This window comes from Agrobacterium sp. SORGH_AS_0440, from assembly GCF_031453135.1.
GTDB lineage: Bacteria > Pseudomonadota > Alphaproteobacteria > Rhizobiales > Rhizobiaceae > Agrobacterium > Agrobacterium pusense.
Window position 1 is genome coordinate 196,707 of sequence record NZ_JAVIYR010000002.1, and the last position, 19,118, is coordinate 215,824.

The 19,118-nt window shown below is 59.0% G+C and carries 20 protein-coding genes and 1 pseudogene; 7 read left to right on the plus strand and 14 right to left on the minus strand.

Annotated elements, in window-relative coordinates; translation table 11 throughout:
* Positions 1-2,359 (plus strand): annotated as a pseudogene (gene pheT, locus QE453_RS10210) (phenylalanine--tRNA ligase subunit beta); the annotation flags it as partial.
* 119 nt (positions 2,360-2,478) lie between these two features.
* Here pheT and QE453_RS10215 read toward each other — a convergent pair.
* On the minus strand, positions 2,479-3,480 hold the full coding sequence (locus QE453_RS10215; protein ID WP_309777006.1) for an aldo/keto reductase: 1,002 nt from the start codon (positions 3,478-3,480) through the stop codon (positions 2,479-2,481).
* 116 nt (positions 3,481-3,596) lie between these two features.
* Between QE453_RS10215 and QE453_RS10220 the strand changes: the two genes are divergently transcribed.
* The gene (locus tag QE453_RS10220; protein WP_244405373.1) at positions 3,597-4,487 is read left to right on the plus strand and encodes a LysR family transcriptional regulator; all 891 of its coding nucleotides are present in this window, start codon (positions 3,597-3,599) and stop codon (positions 4,485-4,487) included.
* Here QE453_RS10220 and QE453_RS10225 read toward each other — a convergent pair whose 3' ends face one another.
* The 4 genes from QE453_RS10225 to QE453_RS10240 all read right to left on the minus strand — a co-directional run bounded on the left by QE453_RS10225 (position 4,488) and on the right by QE453_RS10240 (position 7,533).
* Positions 4,488-4,931 carry a GNAT family N-acetyltransferase gene (locus tag QE453_RS10225; protein ID WP_006699727.1) on the minus strand — a complete coding sequence of 148 codons (444 nt, stop codon included), beginning with the start codon at positions 4,929-4,931 and terminating at the stop codon, positions 4,488-4,490.
* Entirely contained in the window at positions 4,932-5,882 is a 951-nt protein-coding gene (locus QE453_RS10230) for an aldo/keto reductase (RefSeq protein ID WP_112766063.1), read from the minus strand.
* A gap of 107 nt (positions 5,883-5,989) precedes the next feature.
* Positions 5,990-6,973, minus strand: a complete 984-nt coding sequence (locus tag QE453_RS10235; protein ID WP_309777009.1) for a GlxA family transcriptional regulator — start codon at positions 6,971-6,973, stop codon at positions 5,990-5,992.
* The gene (locus QE453_RS10240) at positions 6,973-7,533 is read right to left on the minus strand and encodes an isochorismatase family protein (protein ID WP_037089447.1); all 561 of its coding nucleotides are present in this window, start codon (positions 7,531-7,533) and stop codon (positions 6,973-6,975) included. The genes QE453_RS10235 and QE453_RS10240 overlap by 1 nt, the downstream gene beginning before the upstream one ends.
* 178 nt (positions 7,534-7,711) lie before the next feature.
* Between QE453_RS10240 and QE453_RS10245 the strand changes: the two genes are divergently transcribed.
* Positions 7,712-8,695 carry a Gfo/Idh/MocA family oxidoreductase gene (locus QE453_RS10245; RefSeq protein ID WP_309777011.1) on the plus strand — a complete coding sequence of 328 codons (984 nt, stop codon included), beginning with the start codon at positions 7,712-7,714 and terminating at the stop codon, positions 8,693-8,695.
* Here the strand turns inward: QE453_RS10245 and QE453_RS10250 are convergent.
* The gene (locus tag QE453_RS10250) at positions 8,692-9,063 is read right to left on the minus strand and encodes a hypothetical protein (RefSeq protein WP_309777012.1); all 372 of its coding nucleotides are present in this window, start codon (positions 9,061-9,063) and stop codon (positions 8,692-8,694) included. The two genes, QE453_RS10245 and QE453_RS10250, sit on opposite strands and share 4 nt — an antisense overlap.
* Before the next feature lie 13 nt (positions 9,064-9,076).
* Positions 9,077-9,319 carry a hypothetical protein gene (locus QE453_RS10255; RefSeq protein WP_004439396.1) on the minus strand — a complete coding sequence of 81 codons (243 nt, stop codon included), beginning with the start codon at positions 9,317-9,319 and terminating at the stop codon, positions 9,077-9,079.
* 188 nt (positions 9,320-9,507) lie between these two features.
* Between QE453_RS10255 and xseA the strand changes: the two genes are divergently transcribed.
* Positions 9,508-11,106 carry an exodeoxyribonuclease VII large subunit gene (xseA, locus tag QE453_RS10260; protein WP_045533030.1) on the plus strand — a complete coding sequence of 533 codons (1,599 nt, stop codon included), beginning with the start codon at positions 9,508-9,510 and terminating at the stop codon, positions 11,104-11,106.
* On the opposite strand, the gene QE453_RS10265 is transcribed toward xseA, so the two are convergent.
* The 3 genes from QE453_RS10265 to QE453_RS10275 form a co-directional block, all read right to left on the minus strand.
* The gene (locus QE453_RS10265; RefSeq protein WP_309777016.1) at positions 11,107-12,309 is read right to left on the minus strand and encodes a mandelate racemase/muconate lactonizing enzyme family protein; all 1,203 of its coding nucleotides are present in this window, start codon (positions 12,307-12,309) and stop codon (positions 11,107-11,109) included.
* Between the two features lie 54 nt (positions 12,310-12,363).
* Positions 12,364-13,071 (minus strand): FadR/GntR family transcriptional regulator, encoded by a 708-nt coding sequence (locus tag QE453_RS10270; protein ID WP_004439405.1) that lies wholly within the window; start codon positions 13,069-13,071, stop codon positions 12,364-12,366.
* A 104-nt stretch (positions 13,072-13,175) separates the two neighbouring features.
* Complete coding sequence (locus QE453_RS10275) at positions 13,176-13,676, minus strand: MarR family winged helix-turn-helix transcriptional regulator (protein ID WP_244405359.1); 501 nt, start codon at positions 13,674-13,676, stop codon at positions 13,176-13,178.
* Between the two features lie 81 nt (positions 13,677-13,757).
* On the opposite strand from QE453_RS10275, the gene QE453_RS10280 reads away from it, so the two are divergent.
* On the plus strand, positions 13,758-14,621 hold the full coding sequence (locus QE453_RS10280; RefSeq protein WP_112556001.1) for an EamA family transporter: 864 nt from the start codon (positions 13,758-13,760) through the stop codon (positions 14,619-14,621).
* Between the two features lie 6 nt (positions 14,622-14,627).
* Here the strand turns inward: QE453_RS10280 and QE453_RS10285 are convergent, their stop codons facing one another.
* The 3 genes from QE453_RS10285 to QE453_RS10295 all read right to left on the minus strand — a co-directional run bounded on the left by QE453_RS10285 (position 14,628) and on the right by QE453_RS10295 (position 16,790).
* Complete coding sequence (locus tag QE453_RS10285; protein WP_035206643.1) at positions 14,628-15,866, minus strand: aminopeptidase; 1,239 nt, start codon at positions 15,864-15,866, stop codon at positions 14,628-14,630.
* An 87-nt stretch (positions 15,867-15,953) separates the two neighbouring features.
* Positions 15,954-16,430, minus strand: coding sequence for a Cys-tRNA(Pro) deacylase (ybaK, locus tag QE453_RS10290; protein WP_004439416.1), 477 nt, complete (start codon positions 16,428-16,430; stop codon positions 15,954-15,956).
* A 12-nt stretch (positions 16,431-16,442) separates the two neighbouring features.
* Positions 16,443-16,790: an ArsC family reductase gene (locus tag QE453_RS10295; RefSeq protein ID WP_004439419.1), complete on the minus strand. Its 348-nt coding sequence runs from the start codon at positions 16,788-16,790 to the stop codon at positions 16,443-16,445.
* Positions 16,791-17,024: 234 nt separating this feature from the next.
* Between QE453_RS10295 and QE453_RS10300 the strand changes: the two genes are divergently transcribed.
* On the plus strand, positions 17,025-17,192 hold the full coding sequence (locus QE453_RS10300; RefSeq protein ID WP_003503889.1) for a hypothetical protein: 168 nt from the start codon (positions 17,025-17,027) through the stop codon (positions 17,190-17,192).
* Between the two features lie 169 nt (positions 17,193-17,361).
* Here QE453_RS10300 and QE453_RS10305 read toward each other — a convergent pair whose 3' ends face one another.
* Positions 17,362-18,078: a 2'-5' RNA ligase family protein gene (locus tag QE453_RS10305; RefSeq protein ID WP_244405357.1), complete on the minus strand. Its 717-nt coding sequence runs from the start codon at positions 18,076-18,078 to the stop codon at positions 17,362-17,364.
* A 400-nt stretch (positions 18,079-18,478) separates the two neighbouring features.
* Between QE453_RS10305 and QE453_RS10310 the strand changes: the two genes are divergently transcribed.
* Positions 18,479-19,057, plus strand: coding sequence for a TetR/AcrR family transcriptional regulator (locus QE453_RS10310; RefSeq protein WP_207588413.1), 579 nt, complete (start codon positions 18,479-18,481; stop codon positions 19,055-19,057).
* The last annotated feature ends 61 nt before the right edge of the window (positions 19,058-19,118 follow it).

The following is a 19,118-nucleotide window of genomic DNA, read 5'->3' on the forward strand; positions in this document are numbered from 1 at the left end:
ATGAAATTCACTCTTTCCTGGCTGAAAGAGCATCTCGATACCGATGCGACGCTGGACGAGATCTGCGAGCGGTTGACGGCGATTGGCCTTGAGGTCGAGGATGTTGACGACAAGGCGGCCTACAAGCCCTTCGTCATTGCCAAGGTGGTTTCCGCTGAAAAGCACCCCGAGGCCGACCGCCTGAAAGTGCTGATGGTCGATGCCGGTGACGGCAAGCCGGTGCAGATCGTCTGCGGTGCACCGAATGCGCGCGCTGGGCTCGTCGGTGCGCTCGCACGTCCCGGCACCTATGTCCCGGGCATCGATGTCACGCTCGCCATCGGGAAGATTCGCGGTGTGGAAAGCCATGGCATGATGTGCTCCGAAAAGGAGCTCAACATTTCCGACGATCACGACGGCATCATTGATCTGCCGGCGGATGCGCCCGTCGGTACTTCCTTCGCATCATATGCCGGCCTCGATGATCCTGTCATCGAGATCAATCTCACGCCCAATCGTCCGGACTGCACCTCGATCTACGGCATTGCGCGTGATCTCGCGGCCTCCGGTCTCGGCAAGCTGAAGACAAAGCCTGCACCCTCCTTCAAGGTGGAAGGCGCAACGCCCGTCGATGTGAAGCTGGAACTGGACGATCCCGCCCTCTGCCCTGGCTTTTCGCTACGCATCGTGCGCGGTGTGAAGAACGGCCCCAGCCCGAAATGGATGCAGCAGCGTCTTCTGGCGATCGGCCTGCGTCCGATCAATGCGCTTGTTGATATCACCAACTACATGACCTTCGATCAGGGCCGGCCGATGCACGTCTTCGACGCTGCCAAGGTCAAGGGTGATCTGACTGTTCGCCGTGCAAAGGAGGGTGAGACGATCCTCGCGCTCGATCAGCGTGAATATAAGCTCGGCCCGAACAATGTCGTCATCGCCGATGAAAAGGGCCTCGAGTCTATCGGCGGCGTGATGGGTGGCGAACATTCCGGCTGCGACGAAAACACCGTCGACGTGCTGATCGAATCCGCCCTCTGGGACCCGATCAACATTGCCAAGACCGGCCGTTCGCTCGGCATCATCACCGATGCGCGCTACCGTTTCGAGCGCGGTGTCGATCCGGAATACATGGTTCCGGGCCTGGAGCGGACCACCGAACTGGTTCTGGAGCTCTGCGGCGGCGTTGCCGGCGAAGCCAAGGTCGTTGGTTACAAGGGATATCAGCCCAGGGTCGTGGATTTCCCGCTTGCGGAAGTGAAGCGGCTGACGGGGCTCGAAGTCTCGGCTGAAGAGAGCCTCGCCATCCTCAAGGGCCTGGGTTTTGGGGTCGAGGGAACGGGCGAGCGCGTGTCCGTCACTGTGCCGTCCTGGCGCCCGGATGTCGACGGCAAGGCTGATCTGGTTGAAGAGGTCATGCGCATTCATGGCGTTGACAATATCAAACCCGAGCCGCTGGAAAGCTTCGGTGCCGTCAACGGTCGCATCCTGACCACGCTGCAGGTCCGCACGCGCACCGCGCGCCGTGCGCTGGCAAGCCGCGGCATGCTGGAGGCCGTCACTTGGTCCTTCATCCCGGAAGCGCAGGCGAAGCTATTCGGCGGCGGCTCGCCGGCGCTGAAGCTCGCCAACCCGATTGCGGCCGATATGTCGGATATGCGGCCCTCGCTGCTGCCGGGCCTGCTGACCGCCGCACAGCGCAATGCCGACAAGGGCTATGGTGACGTCGCAATCTTCGAGGTCTCCGGCACCTATGAAGGCGACACGCCTGAGACGCAGCGCCGTGTTGCTGGCGGTGTTCGCCGTGGCACGGCCTCGCTCGCTGGCAGCGGCCGCATGTGGTCTAATGCGTCCAAGGGCGGCGGCAAGCCCGTGGATGTCTACGACGCAAAGGCGGATGCACTGACGGTGTTGGAAGCCTGCGGCCTCCCCATGGCCAATGTCCAGATCGAGGCCGGCGGGCCTGCCTGGTATCATCCCGGCCGCTCCGGCACCATCAAGATGGGCCCGAAGGTCGTGCTTGGTTACTTCGGTGAATTCCATCCGAAAACACTGTCCGAGCTGGATGTGTCGGGTGTCTATTGCGGTTTCGAGATTTATCTCGACGCCATGCAGGAGCCGAAGAAGAAAGCCACCCGCACCAAGCCTGCGCTCGAACTCTCCCCCTTCCAGGCGGTCAAGCGCGACTTCGCCTTCGTGGTCGACAAGGCCGTAGAGGCGGGGGCGATCATCAAGGCGGCAACGAGCGCTGATCGCAAACTGATCACAGGCGTCAATGTCTTCGATATTTTCGAAGGCGCATCGCTCGGAGAAAACCGCAAAGTCGGTCGCCATCGAAGTGCAGATTCAACCGGTCGACAAGACTCTAACCGACGAGGATTTCGAAGCCTTGACGGCCAAGATCGTCGGCAATGTCGAGAAATCGACAGGCGGCGTTCTGCGCGCCTGACGTCGGATAACAGATTGAAAAAAGCCGCGGCAACCACCGCGGCTTTTTGTTTTTTAACGATTGGCCATCTGTGACATGCGTTCGGGATAACGTTCGCCCGCAACCTTGGACGGAGCCAGCAACGCGCCAAGGCTTTCGACTTCTTCCGGCGTCAGGGACACATCAGCGGCCGCGACGTTTTTCTCCAGATTGGCAATCTTCGTGGTGCCCGGGATCGGTACGATGAAATCCCCCTGCGCCAACACCCAGGCCAATGCCAGTTGCCCGGCAGTCACACCCTTTTCGGCAGCCATGTCTTCCAGAAGTCTGACCAGCGCCAGGTTCGCGTCGAAGTTTTCACCCTGGAAACGCGGCAGGCCACGCCGGAAATCATCAGCTGCAAGTCCGTCCAGCGATTTCAGCGCTCCGGTCAGCGCACCGCGCCCAAGCGGGCTGAACGGTACGAAACCGATGCCAAGCTCACGGCAGGTATCCAGCACGCCATTTTCTTCCGGGTCGCGGGTCCACAGCGAGTACTCGCTCTGAATGGCGGCAATCGGGTGGGTGGCGTGGGCTTTTCGAAGCGTTTCGGCACTGGCTTCGGAAAGGCCGAGATGTTTTACCTTGCCCTGCTTCACCAGTTCCGCCATCGCCCCCACAGTTTCTTCGATTGGCACATCGGGGTCGACACGGTGCTGGTAAAAGAGGTCGATGGCGTCAACTTCGAGGCGCTTGAGGGAGGCTTCGGCGACGGCACGAACATTTTCCGGTCGACCGTCCGTTCCCACCATCATCTGGCCCGCGGGTTTGCTGCCATCAATCTTGAAGCCGAACTTGGTGGCAATCACCACCCTGTCACGATAAGGCTTCAGGCCCTTGCCGAGGAGAATTTCGTTCGTGTAGGGCCCATAAACTTCCGCCGTATCGAAAAATGTAACGCCGAGGTCAACAGCGCGATGCAGCGTCGCGATCGCACTGCTTTCGTCACCGGTCGGGCTATAGGCATGGGTCATTCCCATGCAACCGAGGCCGAGCGCCGATACGGTCAGATTGTCTCCAAGGGTTCTGCTTTTCATCTGTTCGTCCTTCCATAAGGAACCGCCCGTCATCAGGGCGTGATGGGAACATAGCGAATGAGAGCAGGAAAAATAATCACTGCAAATCCGCGTGGGTTGTTCTATAATTTAGAACAATGAACCGTGTGCAACTCTCCCAACTGGCCGTTCTCTCCGCCGTTGCCGAAGGCCGGAGCTTTCGCAAGGCGGCTGCCGAACTCGGTATTGCCCCTTCCGCCGTCAGCCATGCGGTCTCGTCGCTGGAGGCGAGCCTGGGCCTGCGGCTACTTCACCGTACCACCCGCAGCGTTTCTCCGACAGAGGAGGGAAAGCGGCTTCTCGAAACCTTGGGTCCGGCGCTTGCCGATATCGACGCCGTCATCGATACCCTTGCCGAACAGGGCGGTCGCCCCGCAGGTCCTTTGCGCATCACTCTCCCCAGACTTGCCGCTGAAGATCTTATTGTGCCCCGGCTGGGGGAATTCCTGCGGCTCTATCCCGAAATCTCCCTCGAAATTTCGACCGATGATCGCTTTGAAGATATTGTCGCAAAAGGTTTCGATGCCGGGCTTCGTCTCGGGGAACATCTCGATGCAGATATGATCGCCGTGAAAGCGAGCGGGGCCTGGCGTGGTGCGATTGTCGGCGCACCGTCCTATTTTGCGGAAAATCCGCCTCCCCGTGATCCGAGGGACCTCATCCGGCATCGCTGCATCCGCCGGCGTTTTGCGAGTGGATTGATCTATCGCTGGGAGCTGGAGAAAAATGGCAAAGCGCTTGTGGTCGACGTTCAGGGGCCGCTGATCCTGTCGGACCAGAGTCTCATTCGCCGGGCGGCGATAGACGGTGCAGGGCTTGCCTTCGTTTTTGAACAGCGTGTCGAAGACGATATAAGGGAGGGCAGGCTGATCCGCGTTCTCGAGAATTGGTGCGCGCCGTTTGATGGATTTTACATCTATTACCCCTCGCGCCGGCAGATGCGTCCGGCGCTGAGGGCCTTCGTGGATTTCTTCCGCTTCCGGGGGTGATCAGAAGGTGATGCGATAGCGGATATGGCCGTCGCTTTTCACGTAGCTGTCGTAGAGCTTCTGGGCGCGGTGATTGTCCTCACCGGTGTTCCAGTAAAGCCTGGACCAGCCCTTTTCCTTACAGATAGCGATAAGGTCGTCCATCAGCGCCCGGCCCGTCCCCTTACCGCGGATTTCGCCATCGACAAAAAGGTCTTCCAGATAGCAGTCAGGCGTTTTCACCCAGGTGGAATCATGGAAGTGGTGAATGGCGAAACCGGCCATGCGGTCGCCAAGCATTGCCACCCGCATCGAAACGCGGGAGGCGGGGTCGAGAATGCGCTCCCATGTATGGTCGGTTACCTCGTCGGCAAGATCGACATCGTAAAAGGCGAGATAGTCGTTCCATAGGCGCAGCCATTCCGCCCGGTCAGCCGGCTGCGCATCGCGAATTACAAGCTCCATTTATGCACCCGCCTTGTCGAGAAGCGTCATCATCTCATCCGTCAAGGTCAACTCAACGGCGCGTTTGAAGCTTTCGAGCTGGGACAGGCTGGTGGCGCTGGCGATGGGCGCGGTTATCGCCTTCTTTCTCAACAGCCAGGCCAGTGCAATATCTGCAAGCTTGGCCCCCGTTTCGACTGCCACCGCATCCATGGCCCCCAGGACGGCAAGGCCACGGGCATTGACATATTCGCCCACGCGATAGCTGCGGGCGACGCCCTCTGTATCGGCCTTGGCACGATATTTCCCGGTCAGAAAGCCGGCCGCTAGGCTGTAATAATTGATGACGCCAATCTCTTCCTTCTGGCAAAGCTCGGCAAGCGGGCCTTCGAAATCCTTGCGGTTATAGAGGTTGTATTCCGGCTGCAGCACGTCGTAACGCGGAAGATTATTTTTTTCTGCCGTGTCCAGCGCATCCTGAAGCTGGCCCGCGGAATAGTTGGAGCAGCCTATGGCGCGAATTTTTCCCTGTTCCTTCAGTTTTGCGAAGGCGGCAAGTGTTTCTTCCAGCGGCACGTCGGCATCCGGCTTATGCGCGAGGTAAAGGTCGATATAATCAGTCTGAAGCCGCTTCAGCGAAGCTTCGACGGCTTCGGCGATCCACTTGGCACTGAGACCGGTCTTCTGGCCGCGATTGTCGAAACCTACCTTGGTGACGATCACCGCGTCCTCGCGCCTGACGCCGGATTGTTTCAGCCACTTGCCGATGATGGCCTCGGATTCACCGCCTACATGCCCATCCACCCAGGCGGAATAGACATCCGCCGTGTCGATGGCGTTGAACCCCGCATCAAAAAAGGCGTCAAGCAGGGCAAAGGACGTCTTTTCATCCGCTGTCCAGCCAAACACGTTGCCGCCGAAGACGATGGGGGCGATGGAGAGGCCGGTGCGGCCGAGGCTTCGTTTTTCCACGGGGAATGCTCCTGTTGCTGTCTTATCGCAAGGTTAGCAACTGCCCGCCGGCATAACCATTCAATTCCTTTGATGGCAATCATCAGGCTGCGGGAGGTCCGAGATTATCAGGCGTGAAAGCCGCGATAGTGGCTAGGCGGATAACGGTTATGCTGCTGCCAGACCCGTCGCAAATGCCGGGCGGAGGCAAAACCCGCCCGTTCGGCAATGGCCTCCATATCAAGGCGGCTGTTTGCGAGAATATCACGGGCGAGGTTGACCCGCATCAGGTTGACATAATCGATGACGCTGATGCCGGCATGCTCGCGAAACAGACGTGAGAGATGCCTTTCGCTGAGCGCGGCGATCTCCGCTAGCCGCTCCAGCGACCAGTCCTGCGCCGGTTCGGCCATCACGCGGTCCTGCACCCGGTGAATGGCGGGATGGATGTGGTTGCGGCCTGTGAGCCAGGGGGAGATTTGCGGATCGTTACCGCTACGCCTGAGATAAACCACCATGGTTTTGGCGATGCGTGCCGCAACCGCAGGCGATGTCAGCCGGGAGACCACATGCAGCATCAGGTCGATGCCGGTAGAAATACCGGCGCTGGAGAAACGGTTGCCGTCCTCGACGAAAAGGCGGTTTTCGGCCACCTGTGACAATGGCGCAATGCGGCGTAGCCCCTCTATACAGTCGGCATGGGTCGTGCAGTTGCGGCCGTCGAAAAGGCCCGCTTCGCCCGCCAGAAGCGCGCCGGAGCAAATGGAAATCACCGTGGTGTCGGGACGCACTGCACGGCGCAGCCATGTCGCCAGCGCCTGCCGCTCACGCTGCGTTCCCGGATCACTGTCGAAGCGTGATGTGCTCCCGGAGATCAGTAGAAGAGCATTTTCCGGCAACGTCGCCGGCAAGCTCTCAAGCCGGGCAAGCGCAAGGCCAATGGAAGTTTGTTGCTCGTCGCTCGCAGCAATGTACCGGCAGTCAAAATGGATGTCGCGCTGTTCCCCGTTGGCATAACGGATCACCTCAAGCGGGCCGGCTATATCGAGCAACAGCGCATGTGGCGGCACAAGCGTATAAAAGGGAATGACGCGGGTGCCGCCCTCATCCATCAGGCGGCCTCTTTGATGGTTGCAAGCACGTCGCTGACAGTTGCGATGCGCGCGAAGCGGCCAGCCAGCACCAGTTCGGTTCGCTTGCGGATATCTTCCGCACTGAAAACGGTGCCGGAAGCATGTGTCATCGGGAAAGTCAGCGTCGCTTCGCTGACGTAGTCGACTTTGTAACCAAGATCGGAAGCGTGCCGGGTCGTGGTTTCGCAGCATTGTTCGGTACGGATGCCGGAGACGATCAATCGGTTGATGCCCTTCTCAGTCAGCCAGATTTCAAGACCGGTGCCGGCAAAGGCCGAATGGCGGTTCTTGTGAAAGGTGACATCTGGGGTAATTCTTACGCCCTCAAGTGCGCGGATGTAACCGCTGTCTTTTGAGAAGGCCTTGTCACCATCGACATGGAAGATCTGCACAACGGGAATACCAGCAGCTTTGGCGCCATCGATGAGCGCCTGCTGCTTCTCAAGATAAAGCGAGAGGCCGCTTTCATCAAAGTAGGGGGCGTGACGAAAGGATTCCTGAACGTCGATGACAAGCAGCGCGGTGTTGGAAGAGGACATTTCACGGTTCTCCGTTGGGTTCATATCTAGCATCATTTCCCTTTTGATGTACGTATAAAAGCAGCCAGACCGACAATGACCGGGCAAATCCGGCCATTCTTTATCAGTAGCGCTGCCGCGGCTTGCCAGAGTGTGTGGCGGTGCTAAGTTTCCAGGAATGACAGAACGGGAGAACGGAATGCTGCGCTTCGGAATAATCTCAACGGCGAAAATCGCTCAGGACCACGTTATTCCGGCAATACAGGATGCACAGAACTGTGTGGTCAGCGCCATCGCCAGCCGCGATCCTGCCAAAGCGCGCGCGGTGGCCGATCGCTTTTCAGTGCCCTACGCTTTCGGCTCCTATGAAGAAATGCTGGCTTCTGATGTCATCGACGCGGTTTATATTCCGCTTCCCACCTCGCAGCATGTGGAATGGACCGTCAGGGCGGCTGATGCCGGCAAGCATGTTCTTTGCGAAAAGCCGATTTCATTAAAGGCCGAGGAGATAGACGCCCTTATCGCCGCGCGCGACCGTAACGGCGTTATCGTATCCGAGGCCTTCATGGTGGCCTACGCTCCGGTCTGGGCGAAGGTGAAAGAACTGCTGGCTTCGGACGCAATTGGTTCGCTGAAACACGTGCAGGGCGCTTTCACCTACTTCAACCGCGATCCCGGCAATATGCGTAATATTCCCGAACTGGGCGGCGGCGCCCTGCCGGATATCGGCGTCTACCCGACGATCGTGACGCGTTTTGCCACCGGTGCGGAACCGAAACGTGTGCAAGCAACCGTCGAACGCGACAGTGAATTCGTCACGGATATCTACGCTAGCGTCAGGGCCGATTTCGGCGGTTTTGAACTGAGCTTCTATCTGGCGACACAACTCGCCTCCCGCCAGCTCATGGTCTTCCATGGCACGGACGGTTACATCGAGGTAAAGTCGCCCTTCAACGCCAATCGGTGGGGTGCGGAAGAGATCGAGTTAACCAATCAGACCCATAACGCCTCGCAAATCTTCCGGTTTCAGGACAGCCGTCAGTACAAGTTGGAAGCGGAGGCCTTTGCACGTGCGGCGAAAGGTGAGGAAGACGTCGTCACGTTGGAAAGCTCAAGGAAGAACCAGCTTTTCATCGACGCCATTTACCGGGCGGCGGAAAAGGACGGCTGGGAAACGGTTTAGTCTCGCTCTTGCCGTTGCCTTTGAAGCCGCCAATAGCCGTAAAGCGCCAGCACCAGTGCCGCGAATGCTGAAAGGACAAGTGTCACAAGCGGTTGCACCAGGGGGTTGCGCCATTGCAGCAGCGCAAAAAGCCCGACGCTGACACTACGTGAGGTGAAAGTTACGGCGTTCATCAAAAAACCGTTCGGCCTAACTGATGCCTCAGCATTGACCCGGTTCAGCCGCCAGCTTGTTGCGAGACCCGTTGCCGCGCCGGGCACGCGGGCGACGAGCGGATCAACGCCGAGATAGAGCATAAGCAGGCAGGTAACGATGATGTCGGCGGCCAGCCCGCAAATCTCGGTAAGGGCAAAGCGCGGAAGCCTCAAGGCCGGGGGACTTTTAGAGGGTTGGCTGAGTGGAACGCGGGCGCTGCAGCACGAGAAGGCTGATAACGACACCGACGACACCGAAATTGTAACCGGCGAGTGCCAGAAGCAGCGACATCAGCGGTACGGCCGTGGGAGAAAGTGCAATCGCCACGCCATAGGCACCGATAATCATCATGCAGATGAAAACGATGCTGAAAACCGAACGTAACGCAACTGCGGTTACGCCAAGCAATGTGGCGGTAAGAAAAATCATGATGCCGCCTCCTCTTTGGTTGCCGGGCCTGGGACAGACGTAACGCCGTCTTCCCTAACGAACCCTTGTTTTCTCCTCCATTCCCCATTTTCCTAACTCGGTAGTTGAGGATATGGTTTCATCGCGGTTAAAAAAGCGCTGGCCGGCGCTGGCATTTCCGAATCGACGGCTTTTGGTTACAAACAGGCATGAGCGATATCTTCTCCCACGCCGCATTGAGCAATCTTGCCGAATTCTCGGTCTCCGAACTGTCGGGCTCCATCAAACGCACGGTGGAGACGGCGTTCGAACAGGTGCGGGTGCGGGGCGAAATTTCTGGTTATCGTGGGCCGCATTCGTCAGGACACGCCTATTTCTCACTGAAGGATGATCGTGCCCGCATCGATGCGGTGATCTGGAAGGGCACCTTCTCGCGGCTGAAATTCCGCCCGGAAGAGGGCATGGAAGTCATCGCCACCGGCAAGATCACCACCTTTCCCGGTTCCTCGAAATACCAGATCGTCATCGAAAACCTTGAGCCCGCCGGCGCCGGCGCGCTGATGGCGCTTTTGGAGGATCGCCGCCGGCGGCTGGCGGCGGAAGGGCTGTTCGATCCGGCCCGCAAGCGCCGCCTGCCTTTCATGCCGCGCGTCATTGGAGTTGTGACCTCGCCGACGGGCGCGGTCATCCGCGATATTCTCCACCGCATTTCGGATCGTTTCCCGGTCCATGTCGTCGTCTGGCCGGTCAAAGTGCAGGGCGAAGGCTCGGGTGAGGAGGTGGCGAACGCCATTCGCGGCTTCAACGCGCTTCAGCCCGGCGGCGAGATTGCCCGCCCCGATGTCATGATCGTTGCGCGCGGCGGCGGCAGCCTCGAAGACCTCTGGAGCTTCAACGACGAAATCGTCGTGCGCGCCGCTGCCGAGAGCGAAATCCCGCTGATTTCCGCCGTCGGACACGAGACCGATACGACATTGATCGATTATGCCGCGGACGTGCGCGCCCCGACGCCGACGGGAGCCGCCGAAATGGCCGTGCCCGTGCGTGCAGAGCTGGAAGCGCAGCTGTCGGGCCTTGCTGCCCGCCTTTCCGGTTCGGTCTTGCGGCAGATGGACAATCGCCGTCAAGGTGTGCGGGCGCTGGTGCGCGCGCTGCCTTCGCTTGATCAGCTTCTTGCTTTGCCGCGCCGCCGGTTCGACGAGGCCGCGAGCGGTCTTGGTCGCGGATTGGAAATAACAGCCCTCAACAAGCGCCGTGCCTTCGAACGTTCTGCCTCGGGTCTCAGGCCGGAAACCCTGTTGAACGGTCTCAAACACCACAGGCAGGGGATCAGCGAACGCATACACCGGGCCGAGACCCTGGTGGAACGCCGCCTGTTGCAGGGGCAGGGCCGCGTTGATGCTTTCGATTCCGCGTTGCGTTCGCTCCCTGCCCGACTTCTCGGCCAGCTGGAGCGGCAGAAGGAACGCGTCGTCACCGCGTCTCGTCGCGCCGATACCGCCGTGTTGCATCGCATGGCGCAGAACCGTTCGGGTCTTGCCGCCCATGATCGTATCCTGCAATCGCTGTCCTATAAGAACGTGCTGAATCGCGGCTACGCGGTCATCCGCGATGATGAGAACCGGCCGCTGACTCGTGCGGCGGCTATCGCGTCAGGCGCTGTTGTCTCTATGGAATTTGCCGACGGTCGCGTCTCCGCCATCACAACGGGAGAGGGGACGCCGTCCCCGGATACGCCCGTCGCGTTGAAAAAGAAGCCGGTCAAACCGGCTTCTTCGGACCCTGGCAACCAGGGCAGCCTGTTCTGATCAGATCGATGCCGCATCTGAAAAACGGCGGCTGACGGTGAAGGTCTTTTCGATATCGGGATGCAGCTCCATGCCAAGGCCAGCGCCTGGCGGCACGGTGATCATGCCGTTCTTCACTTCCGGCAATGCGGTCACGAGATCGCGATACCAGGTCTTGTAGAAGGCACGCACGCTTTCCTGCACCAGCGCATTCGGCGCATTGAGCGACAGATGTGTGGAGGCGCAGAGCACCACCGGCCCGGTGCAATCATGGGGGGCGACCGGCAGATGCCAGGCTTCCGCCATCGAGGCAATCTTGCGCGCTTCGGAAATCCCGCCGCACCAGCTGATATCAAGCATCACCACACCGGCAGCACCTGTCTCGAGCAGGTCGCGGAAGGCCCAGCGGGAGCCCAGCGTTTCGGACGCGGAAATCGGTGCGGGCGAAACGGCGGCATACCGCGTCAGGCTGGAAAGGCTGTCCATCTTGATCGGGTCTTCATGCCAGAAGGTCTGGTATGGCGTGAGCGCCTTGGCGATCTGCATGGCGGGCAGAAGCTGCCACATGGAGTGAAACTCCACCATGATATCCATCTTGTCGCCCACCGCTTTGCGGATTTTTTCAAACGGCTCAAGCGCAGTCTTCAGGTCCGGCATCGAGATATATTGCCCGCGCGTCTTCTCCGCCGCTGCATCGAAAGGCCAGATCTTCATGGCCGTGATGCCGTCTTCCAGCAGCGAATGGGCAAGCTCGTCCGCGCGATGCAGGAAGCCGTTCAGATCGTCATAATCCTTGCCACCGGAGAGGCCGTAATTGGCCGTCTGCTGGCCGGTGGCTTTCTTGATATATTCAGTGCCCGCGCAGGTATTGTAGGTGCGGATTTCCTTGCGGCTGAAACCACCGAGCAGCTGGGCTATCGGCTGGTTGGTGGCCTTGCCGAAAATATCCCAAAGCGCAATATCGAATGCCGAATTGCCGCGCACTTCCGCACCGGATGAGCGGAAGCCGAGATAACCGACGAGATCCTGCGCCAGAAGGTCGATCTGCAGCGGATTGCGGCCGATGACCCTGGGGGCAATATATTCATGCACATAGGTCTCCACCGTCTCGGCGCCATAAAAGGTTTCGCCAAGCCCGGTAATGCCTTCATCCGTATGGACCAGAACCCAGAGCAGGTTTGCCCGTTCCGCCACGCGGACGGTCTCGAGTTTGGTGATTTTCATGAAGTGTCTCCTCCAGAGGCAGTCAGTTTCCGTCTGGGACTGCGTTGAAAAAAATCAGGCGATGCCGGCCGCCAGAAGCGCGTGAACGCTTTCATCGAAATGACGCGCCATCAGCGTTGAAGCGGTTTGCGGGTCGCCGGCGGCAATGGCCTGTCCGATGGCGATGTGAAGTTCGCCTGCAGCATGTCGCTGTGCATCGGATGTGCGGCTTTTCCAGCCGATCGGCCACGTCTGGCGCGTTACATTCTGAAAGGCGCCGAGAATGAGTTCAAAAACCGGGTTCTTGGAGGCTCTTGCAACAGCAAGGTGGAAAGCCAGATCATGTTCCATGACCTTGTCATTGTCGCCAAAGTCCCGCTCCATGTTGTTGGCATGGTCGAGAATGGTGAGCGCTTCCGCATCCGTTCTTCTGAGCGCCGCGAGCGTTACGGTTCTGACCTCGATCGTGCGGCGCACATCGTAGATCTGCTGAATGTTGATCTGCTCAGTGTGAATGCCATGTTCGAACATCAGCGACATCGCACCATGATCCAGCGTCGCCACCGTAGCGCGTTTGCCGGCGCTGACATCGATCAGCCGCATGGCCGATAGGGACCGGAAGGCCTCACGGACGACGGTGCGGGAAACGCCGAGCTGCTGCGAGAGCGAAAGTTCGCTCGGGAGCTTGGCGCCGGGCGCAAGTTCGTTTTCGCGGATATGACGCGTGATCGCACCGATCGTGCTGCTGACGAGGCCGGATTCATGCGAAATGGCACTTAACATTTTTCCTCCAACCTGTAGTACAGGTTTACGGAAAATTGCTTACAGGATTTTTGGGCGCGAAACAAGCGGCATCACAGAGCATTATGTTTGCCAGGCGGAAATGCCTATGCTTCGAAATCCCGCAAGAACCGTTTCAGCAGCTGGTTCAGCGTCGTGCGCTCTTCCTCGCTCAGACTGGCGACCAGACGCTGCTGGTTCTCGACATGTGCACCGACCGCTTCCTCGACAATGGAAAATCCCGGTTGAGTTAGCGATATCAAGACGCTGCGCCGGTCATCGGGATTATGTATGCGCTTCACAAACCCAGCTTTTTCGAGCTGGTCGATGCGGTTGGTCATGGTGCCGGAGCTTACCATTGTCATCGCCAGCAGATCGCCGGGGGAAAGCCGGTAGGGTGATCCGGAACGCCGTAATGTTGCGAGAACATCGAAAGCGGAGGAGGAAAGACCGTGCTTCAGCAGCACGGTCTCCACCTCTCGCGCTAGATGGGTGGTGAGACGGTTCAGGCGCCCCAGCAGCGCCATGGGTTCGACATCGAGATCGGGCCGCTCCCTGCGCCATTGCGCCAGAATGTGATCGACGCGGTCAAGTGGTTCTTTGCTCATCATCAAGGCATAACAATTAGTATCTTGACGTCAAGATAAAATCACTTAGGGTGCATTTGTCTTGATATAGAGATTCTTGAAATGAAGAAAAATACAGCCTATGCCGCCGATGTGCTGACGACTTCTCTTGCTCCCGCTATTTGGGGCACGACCTATTTCGTCACCACCGAGCTTTTGCCTCATGGATACCCTCTGCATGTCGCCATGCTGCGCGCATTGCCGGCTGGCGTGTTGCTGCTGCTTTTCGTGAGAAAACTGCCAAACGGTATCTGGTGGCCGCGCAGCCTCATTCTGGGGGCACTGAATTTCTCGTTCTTCTGGGCGATGCTTTTCGTTTCGGCCTATCGGCTGCCCGGCGGCGTGGCGGCAACGGTGGGCGCGGTCCAGCCCTTGATCGTGATTGGCCTTTCCCGGCTGTTTCTCGCGACACCGGTCCGGCCGCTGGCTATCGCAGCCGGTTTTTTGGGTATTGTCGGTGTGGCGCTTCTGGTTCTGGCGCCGGGGGCTGCGATGGATGGTATCGGCGTGGCGGCAGGCCTTGCCGGTGCCGTGTCCATGGCTTTTGGAACAGTGCTGACCCGCAAATGGCGTCCGCCGGTGTCGAACCTGACGTTTACCGCCTGGCAACTGACAGCCGGTGGTATCCTGCTGCTGCCGGTCGCGTATTTTTTTGAACCCGCACTGCCGACGCCGACGGCCGCCAATATTCTCGGCATGGCCTATCTGGGTCTTATCGGCGCTGCCTTGACCTATTTTCTGTGGTTCCGCGGACTTGCCCGCATCGAACCTTCCGCCGCCGCATCGCTTGGTTTTCTAAGCCCGGTCGTTGCAACCCTGCTCGGCTGGCTGACGCTCGGCCAAAGCCTCACGCCAGCGCAGATCGCAGGTTTCGTTGCGGTGCTCTTCAGCATCTGGCTCAGTCAGCGCAGCCAGTTGCCGAGATAGGTGTCGTCAGGCCCATTCGCCCTTGCGCATGACAGGAACCGTGGAGCCATCCGGCCTCACGCCATCGATATCCACCTTGTCGGAACCGATCATCCAGTCGATGTGGATCAGGCTGGAATTGCCGCCCTGCGCCTTGATCTGATCCTGCGACAGCGACGCGCCGTCGAGGAAGCATTTCGAATAGCACTGACCGAGCGCGATGTGGCACGAGGCATTTTCATCGAACAGCGTGTTGTAGAACAGGATGCCGCTTGCCGAAATCGGCGAGGAATGCGGCACCAGCGCCACTTCACCGAGGCGCCGCGCGCCTTCGTCAGTGTCGAGTACCTTGTTCAATACAGCTTCGCCCTTCGAAGCCTTGGCTTCGACGATACGTCCACCCTCGAACTTCACCTGGATATCGTCGATCAACGTTCCCTGATGCGACAGGGGCTTGGTGCTGGAGACGTAACCGTCGACCCGCAACGCGTGCGGTGTCGTGAACACTTCTTCGGTCGGGATATTGGGGTTGCAGGTGACCCCATTCTTGGCGGTGGAGGCGCCGCCATGCCATTCGTGGCCGTCCGCCAAGCCGATCTTCACATCCGTGCCAGGGCCGGTGAAATGCAGTGAAGCGAAACGTTCGCCATTCAGCCACGCCGAGCGCTTGGCAAGGTTGGCATTGTGCTCAGCCCATGCGGCGACCGGATCAGCCAGATCCACCCGCGAAGCAGCGAAGATGGCGTCGGCAAGCCTGCGGACCGCTTCGTCTTCCGTCACGTCGGGAAACACCTGCTTTGCCCAGGAGGGGTTCGGATAGGAGATGATGTTCCAGTTGATGTCGAAGTTGGAAATCTTCTCCAGCGCCGGCTTATAGGCGGTGGAGTTTGCTTTATTGGCGCGGGCAACCTTGGCGGGGTCCTGTTCGGCCAGCAGCATGGGGTTATCGCCGGCAATTGCCAGCCGCGCCGCGCCGTTCGAATAGGCCTTTGCCATGCCATCATAAAGCCAGCCGGAAGCCCGGTCGAAATTGGCGTCGCTCGCATGGCGATAGCGGGCAAGCGTGGTTTCTTCGTCGGAGTAAAAGGTGGTAACCAGTCCGCCGCCCGCCATATAGGCATGTTTTGTCAGCAATCGCACCAGCGGCAGCGCTGCCAGCGGCGCGGTAATCACCAGATCCTGATCCTTCTGCAATTGCAGACCGACCTTGATGGCGACTTCGGCCAGTTTTTCGAGTTTGACGGGATCGATGGGGGAAACAGTCATGATCTGCCTTCGTCTATTTCAATCGGAGGCGCCGACCATAGCCCATTCCTCCTGAAAGCCAAACGCTTTCAGGCGCGCCCCTGCGCCTCAATCGGCGACCAGCGGTGCGGCAATGGCCTTCAGTGCCGTTTGGGCATCTCGGGGAGAAAGCCTCACCTGCAAGCCGCGCTGCCCACCATTCATGTAGACATAATCATGCGTCATCGCTTCGGCCTCGATGGCCGTAGGCACCTGCTTCTTCTGCCCGAAAGGGCTGATGCCGCCGACATGGTAACCGGTGGCACGCTCGGCATCGGCAGGTTTCATCATGCTGGCGGATTTGCCTCCGAAAGCGGCCGCAAGCCTCTTCATGCTGACCTCACGATCCGAAGGGACGACGACACAGACCGGCTTGCCGTCCAGCTCCGCCATCAGCGTTTTCAGCACCAGATGCGGTGGCTCGCCGATCGCCTCGGCCGCCTGCAGGCCAATGCGGTCTGCATTCGGGTCGTAATCATAGGTAACGGTGGTGAAGGCGACGCCCGCCTTGTTCAGCATCTGGGTGGCGCGGGTTGTTTTGGACATGGCAGATTGCAGTCACGCAAAAAGAGTCTGGTAGGTTTCAGGCTTGAAACCGACGGTTATCTTGCCCTTCGCCTCCAGCACCGGACGCTTGATCATAGAGGGCTGCTCCAGCATCAGTGCAATGGCCTTCTCGCGGCTCAGGCCAGCCTTCTGGCCGTCATCGAGTTTTTTGAAGGTCGTACCGGCGCGGTTGAGAACCATTTCCCAGCCCGCGGCATCGCACCATGTCTCCAGATGGGCGCGGTCAATGCCCGAGGCCTTGTAGTCATGGAAAGAATAGTCGACGCCATGGGTTTCCAGCCAGCTTCTGGCCTTCTTCATCGTGTCGCAGTTCTTGATGCCGTAAATGATGATCGTCATGCTGCCAGCCTCTTTGTGTTCAAGCTTTCCGGCATAACAAAATATCCGCCTTATTCAACCCGCCGGCTGAGGCGCCCTGCGTCCTTTTGAAGACGCCAAGCCTGAGCCATGCGAAATCGCAATGGCTGATATCCGAACGAGCGCGAGCAAAGCTGCATGGCTTCCCTGCTACATCATGAGTTGTAGAACGGTGCGGAAATGCCCATTATCTGGGCATCAAAGATGGAGAGAAAAATGCGTCAGGTTGCAAAGACATCGCGTAACTTCTTCGGTGAAACTTTCGCCGTTCTCGGTGCAGCGCTCTCGGTTTCGGCCGCTGTTCGCGCGCATCGCAAGCCCGCCCGTGCCGATCTCGAAGCCCTCGGCATCGATGGCAAGGCTTTCGACAAGGTTCAGCTCTAAGCTGGTTATCGTTCCCGGCGAGGCGGCACCGCCTCGCTCGCGCCAGATACCGGAACACCCGGTTCTCGGCGGGCGCTACAAACTGCGCTTTTGCTGGCGCATCCTCTGCGTCTAACAGCAGTGGGGCAGCTAATGCTAGGCATGTATGCCGTGCTTTTTCACGCAAGCGTTATCGTGCCGCCATCTTGTGCGCCGACCGCTTCTGCGGCCTGAATATTTTTTCCGGCAGATATAATTGACTTTCCGGCTGCTCATAGCGGTCCGCTTTCGCCGAAAGCGGGAAGCGCGCGAGAGATTCGTGCCGCGTCTCTCCATTATGGCTGAAGATGAGTTCGAAGCTGCCCGCCAGCCAGCTATATGGTTTTTCAACAGGCATGATATCGATTTTCCCGCAGCCATAGACCACGGTGAGATGCGGCGTGAACGACGATGCGGCGACAAAGGGCAGATTGGCCCGCCAAAGGGCGCGCTGCACCATCTTCGCCAATGCCCTGAGCTCCAGCATCTCGCGGCGGCTGCTTAGCGCCAGACAGCTGCGATTGCCGAAAAGCGAGCTGCCATCGAATGTAATCGGAACGGGACGCGCCTTTATTTCCGCCAGTGCCGCCTTCAGCCGGTTCGCAAAACCGCGAGGCACGGTGTCGAAACACCCGACGCAAAGGAGGGTGATATGCAGAAGCTCGGCTGGATGGGCCGCCCGCTTCGTCCGCCCGGCGGCATGGCACGATGCATCGGTGAAAATTCTTTCCGCCAAGGCCACCGGCGGCTTCAGCACGATCAAGACCTTGTTGCTAAATCGCGGATTGACCCGTCGCTGCTTCTCCAGATCGAAGCCTTCGAGGAAAAGCTGCCCTAACCCTCCATTATCCGTCAACTCGAAACTCACGACGATGCTCCACGGCCTTTGCTCAAGGCCGCAATATTATCATCGCCGAGGAAAATTGAAAGAACAAAAAGCGAACAAAACTTCATCTAATACGGACTTTCGCTAACGCAATCCGTATAACCCGGCAACTCGGTCTAGGGCAGACGATCTTCCCAGCTGGTCCGCAGGACCAGCAATCCGCTAGCCAAGGTGGCGGGAAGCAGGGCCAACCAAGAAGCCAATGCGAGTGATATGTCGATGGGGCCAGGCAATGACGGGGCAACGGCTGAGGGCATGCCTTTCTTTTATGGTTCTCCGCCTGTGATCGTCGGGGTCGATCCTCGTCCGGATCCCATCGCCGGGGCTTATTCACTGCGAAGAACGTGTTTGACATTCTACCTACTAGTTGGTAGGTAAAAGCATGAAAAGTTCTAAAACCAAAGCCGATGACATTCTCCAGTGCGCCCGGACCCTGATTGTGAGAGGGGGCTATAATAGTTTTAGCTATGCCGATATTTCCCATGTAGTCGGCATTCGCAACGCGAGTATCCATCACCATTTTCCCAGCAAGGCCGACTTGGTCGCGAAACTGGTGTCACAGTACAGGCACGAGGCCGAAGCCGGTATCGCCGCGCTGGAGCAGCACATTCCAGATCCGCTGGAGCAGCTTCGCGCCTATATCGGCTATTGGGAGCGCTGCATCGCCGATGCAACCCACCCCTTCTGCGTCTGTGCGCTGCTTGCCGGCGAAATACCGATTCTTCCCGAAGCGGTCGTTCTCGAGGTGCGTGCGCATTTTCGGAGTCTCTCGGACTGGCTTACAGCCGTGCTGGAGCGCGGCGCTTCCCAGGGGCGCCTTGCACTAACCGGCACAGCGCGGGTCACTGCTGAGATGTTCATGGCCACCGTGCACGGCGCAATGCTCTCAGCGCGCGCACATGGCGATGCCGCAAGCTTTGGCGCCATAACCCGCCCGATGCTGGAGCGCATCACCGCTTGAACTGCATCTTGCGAGGGGCGTCGACGCATGACCCAAACGAGACCGACCGATCAACTAATGA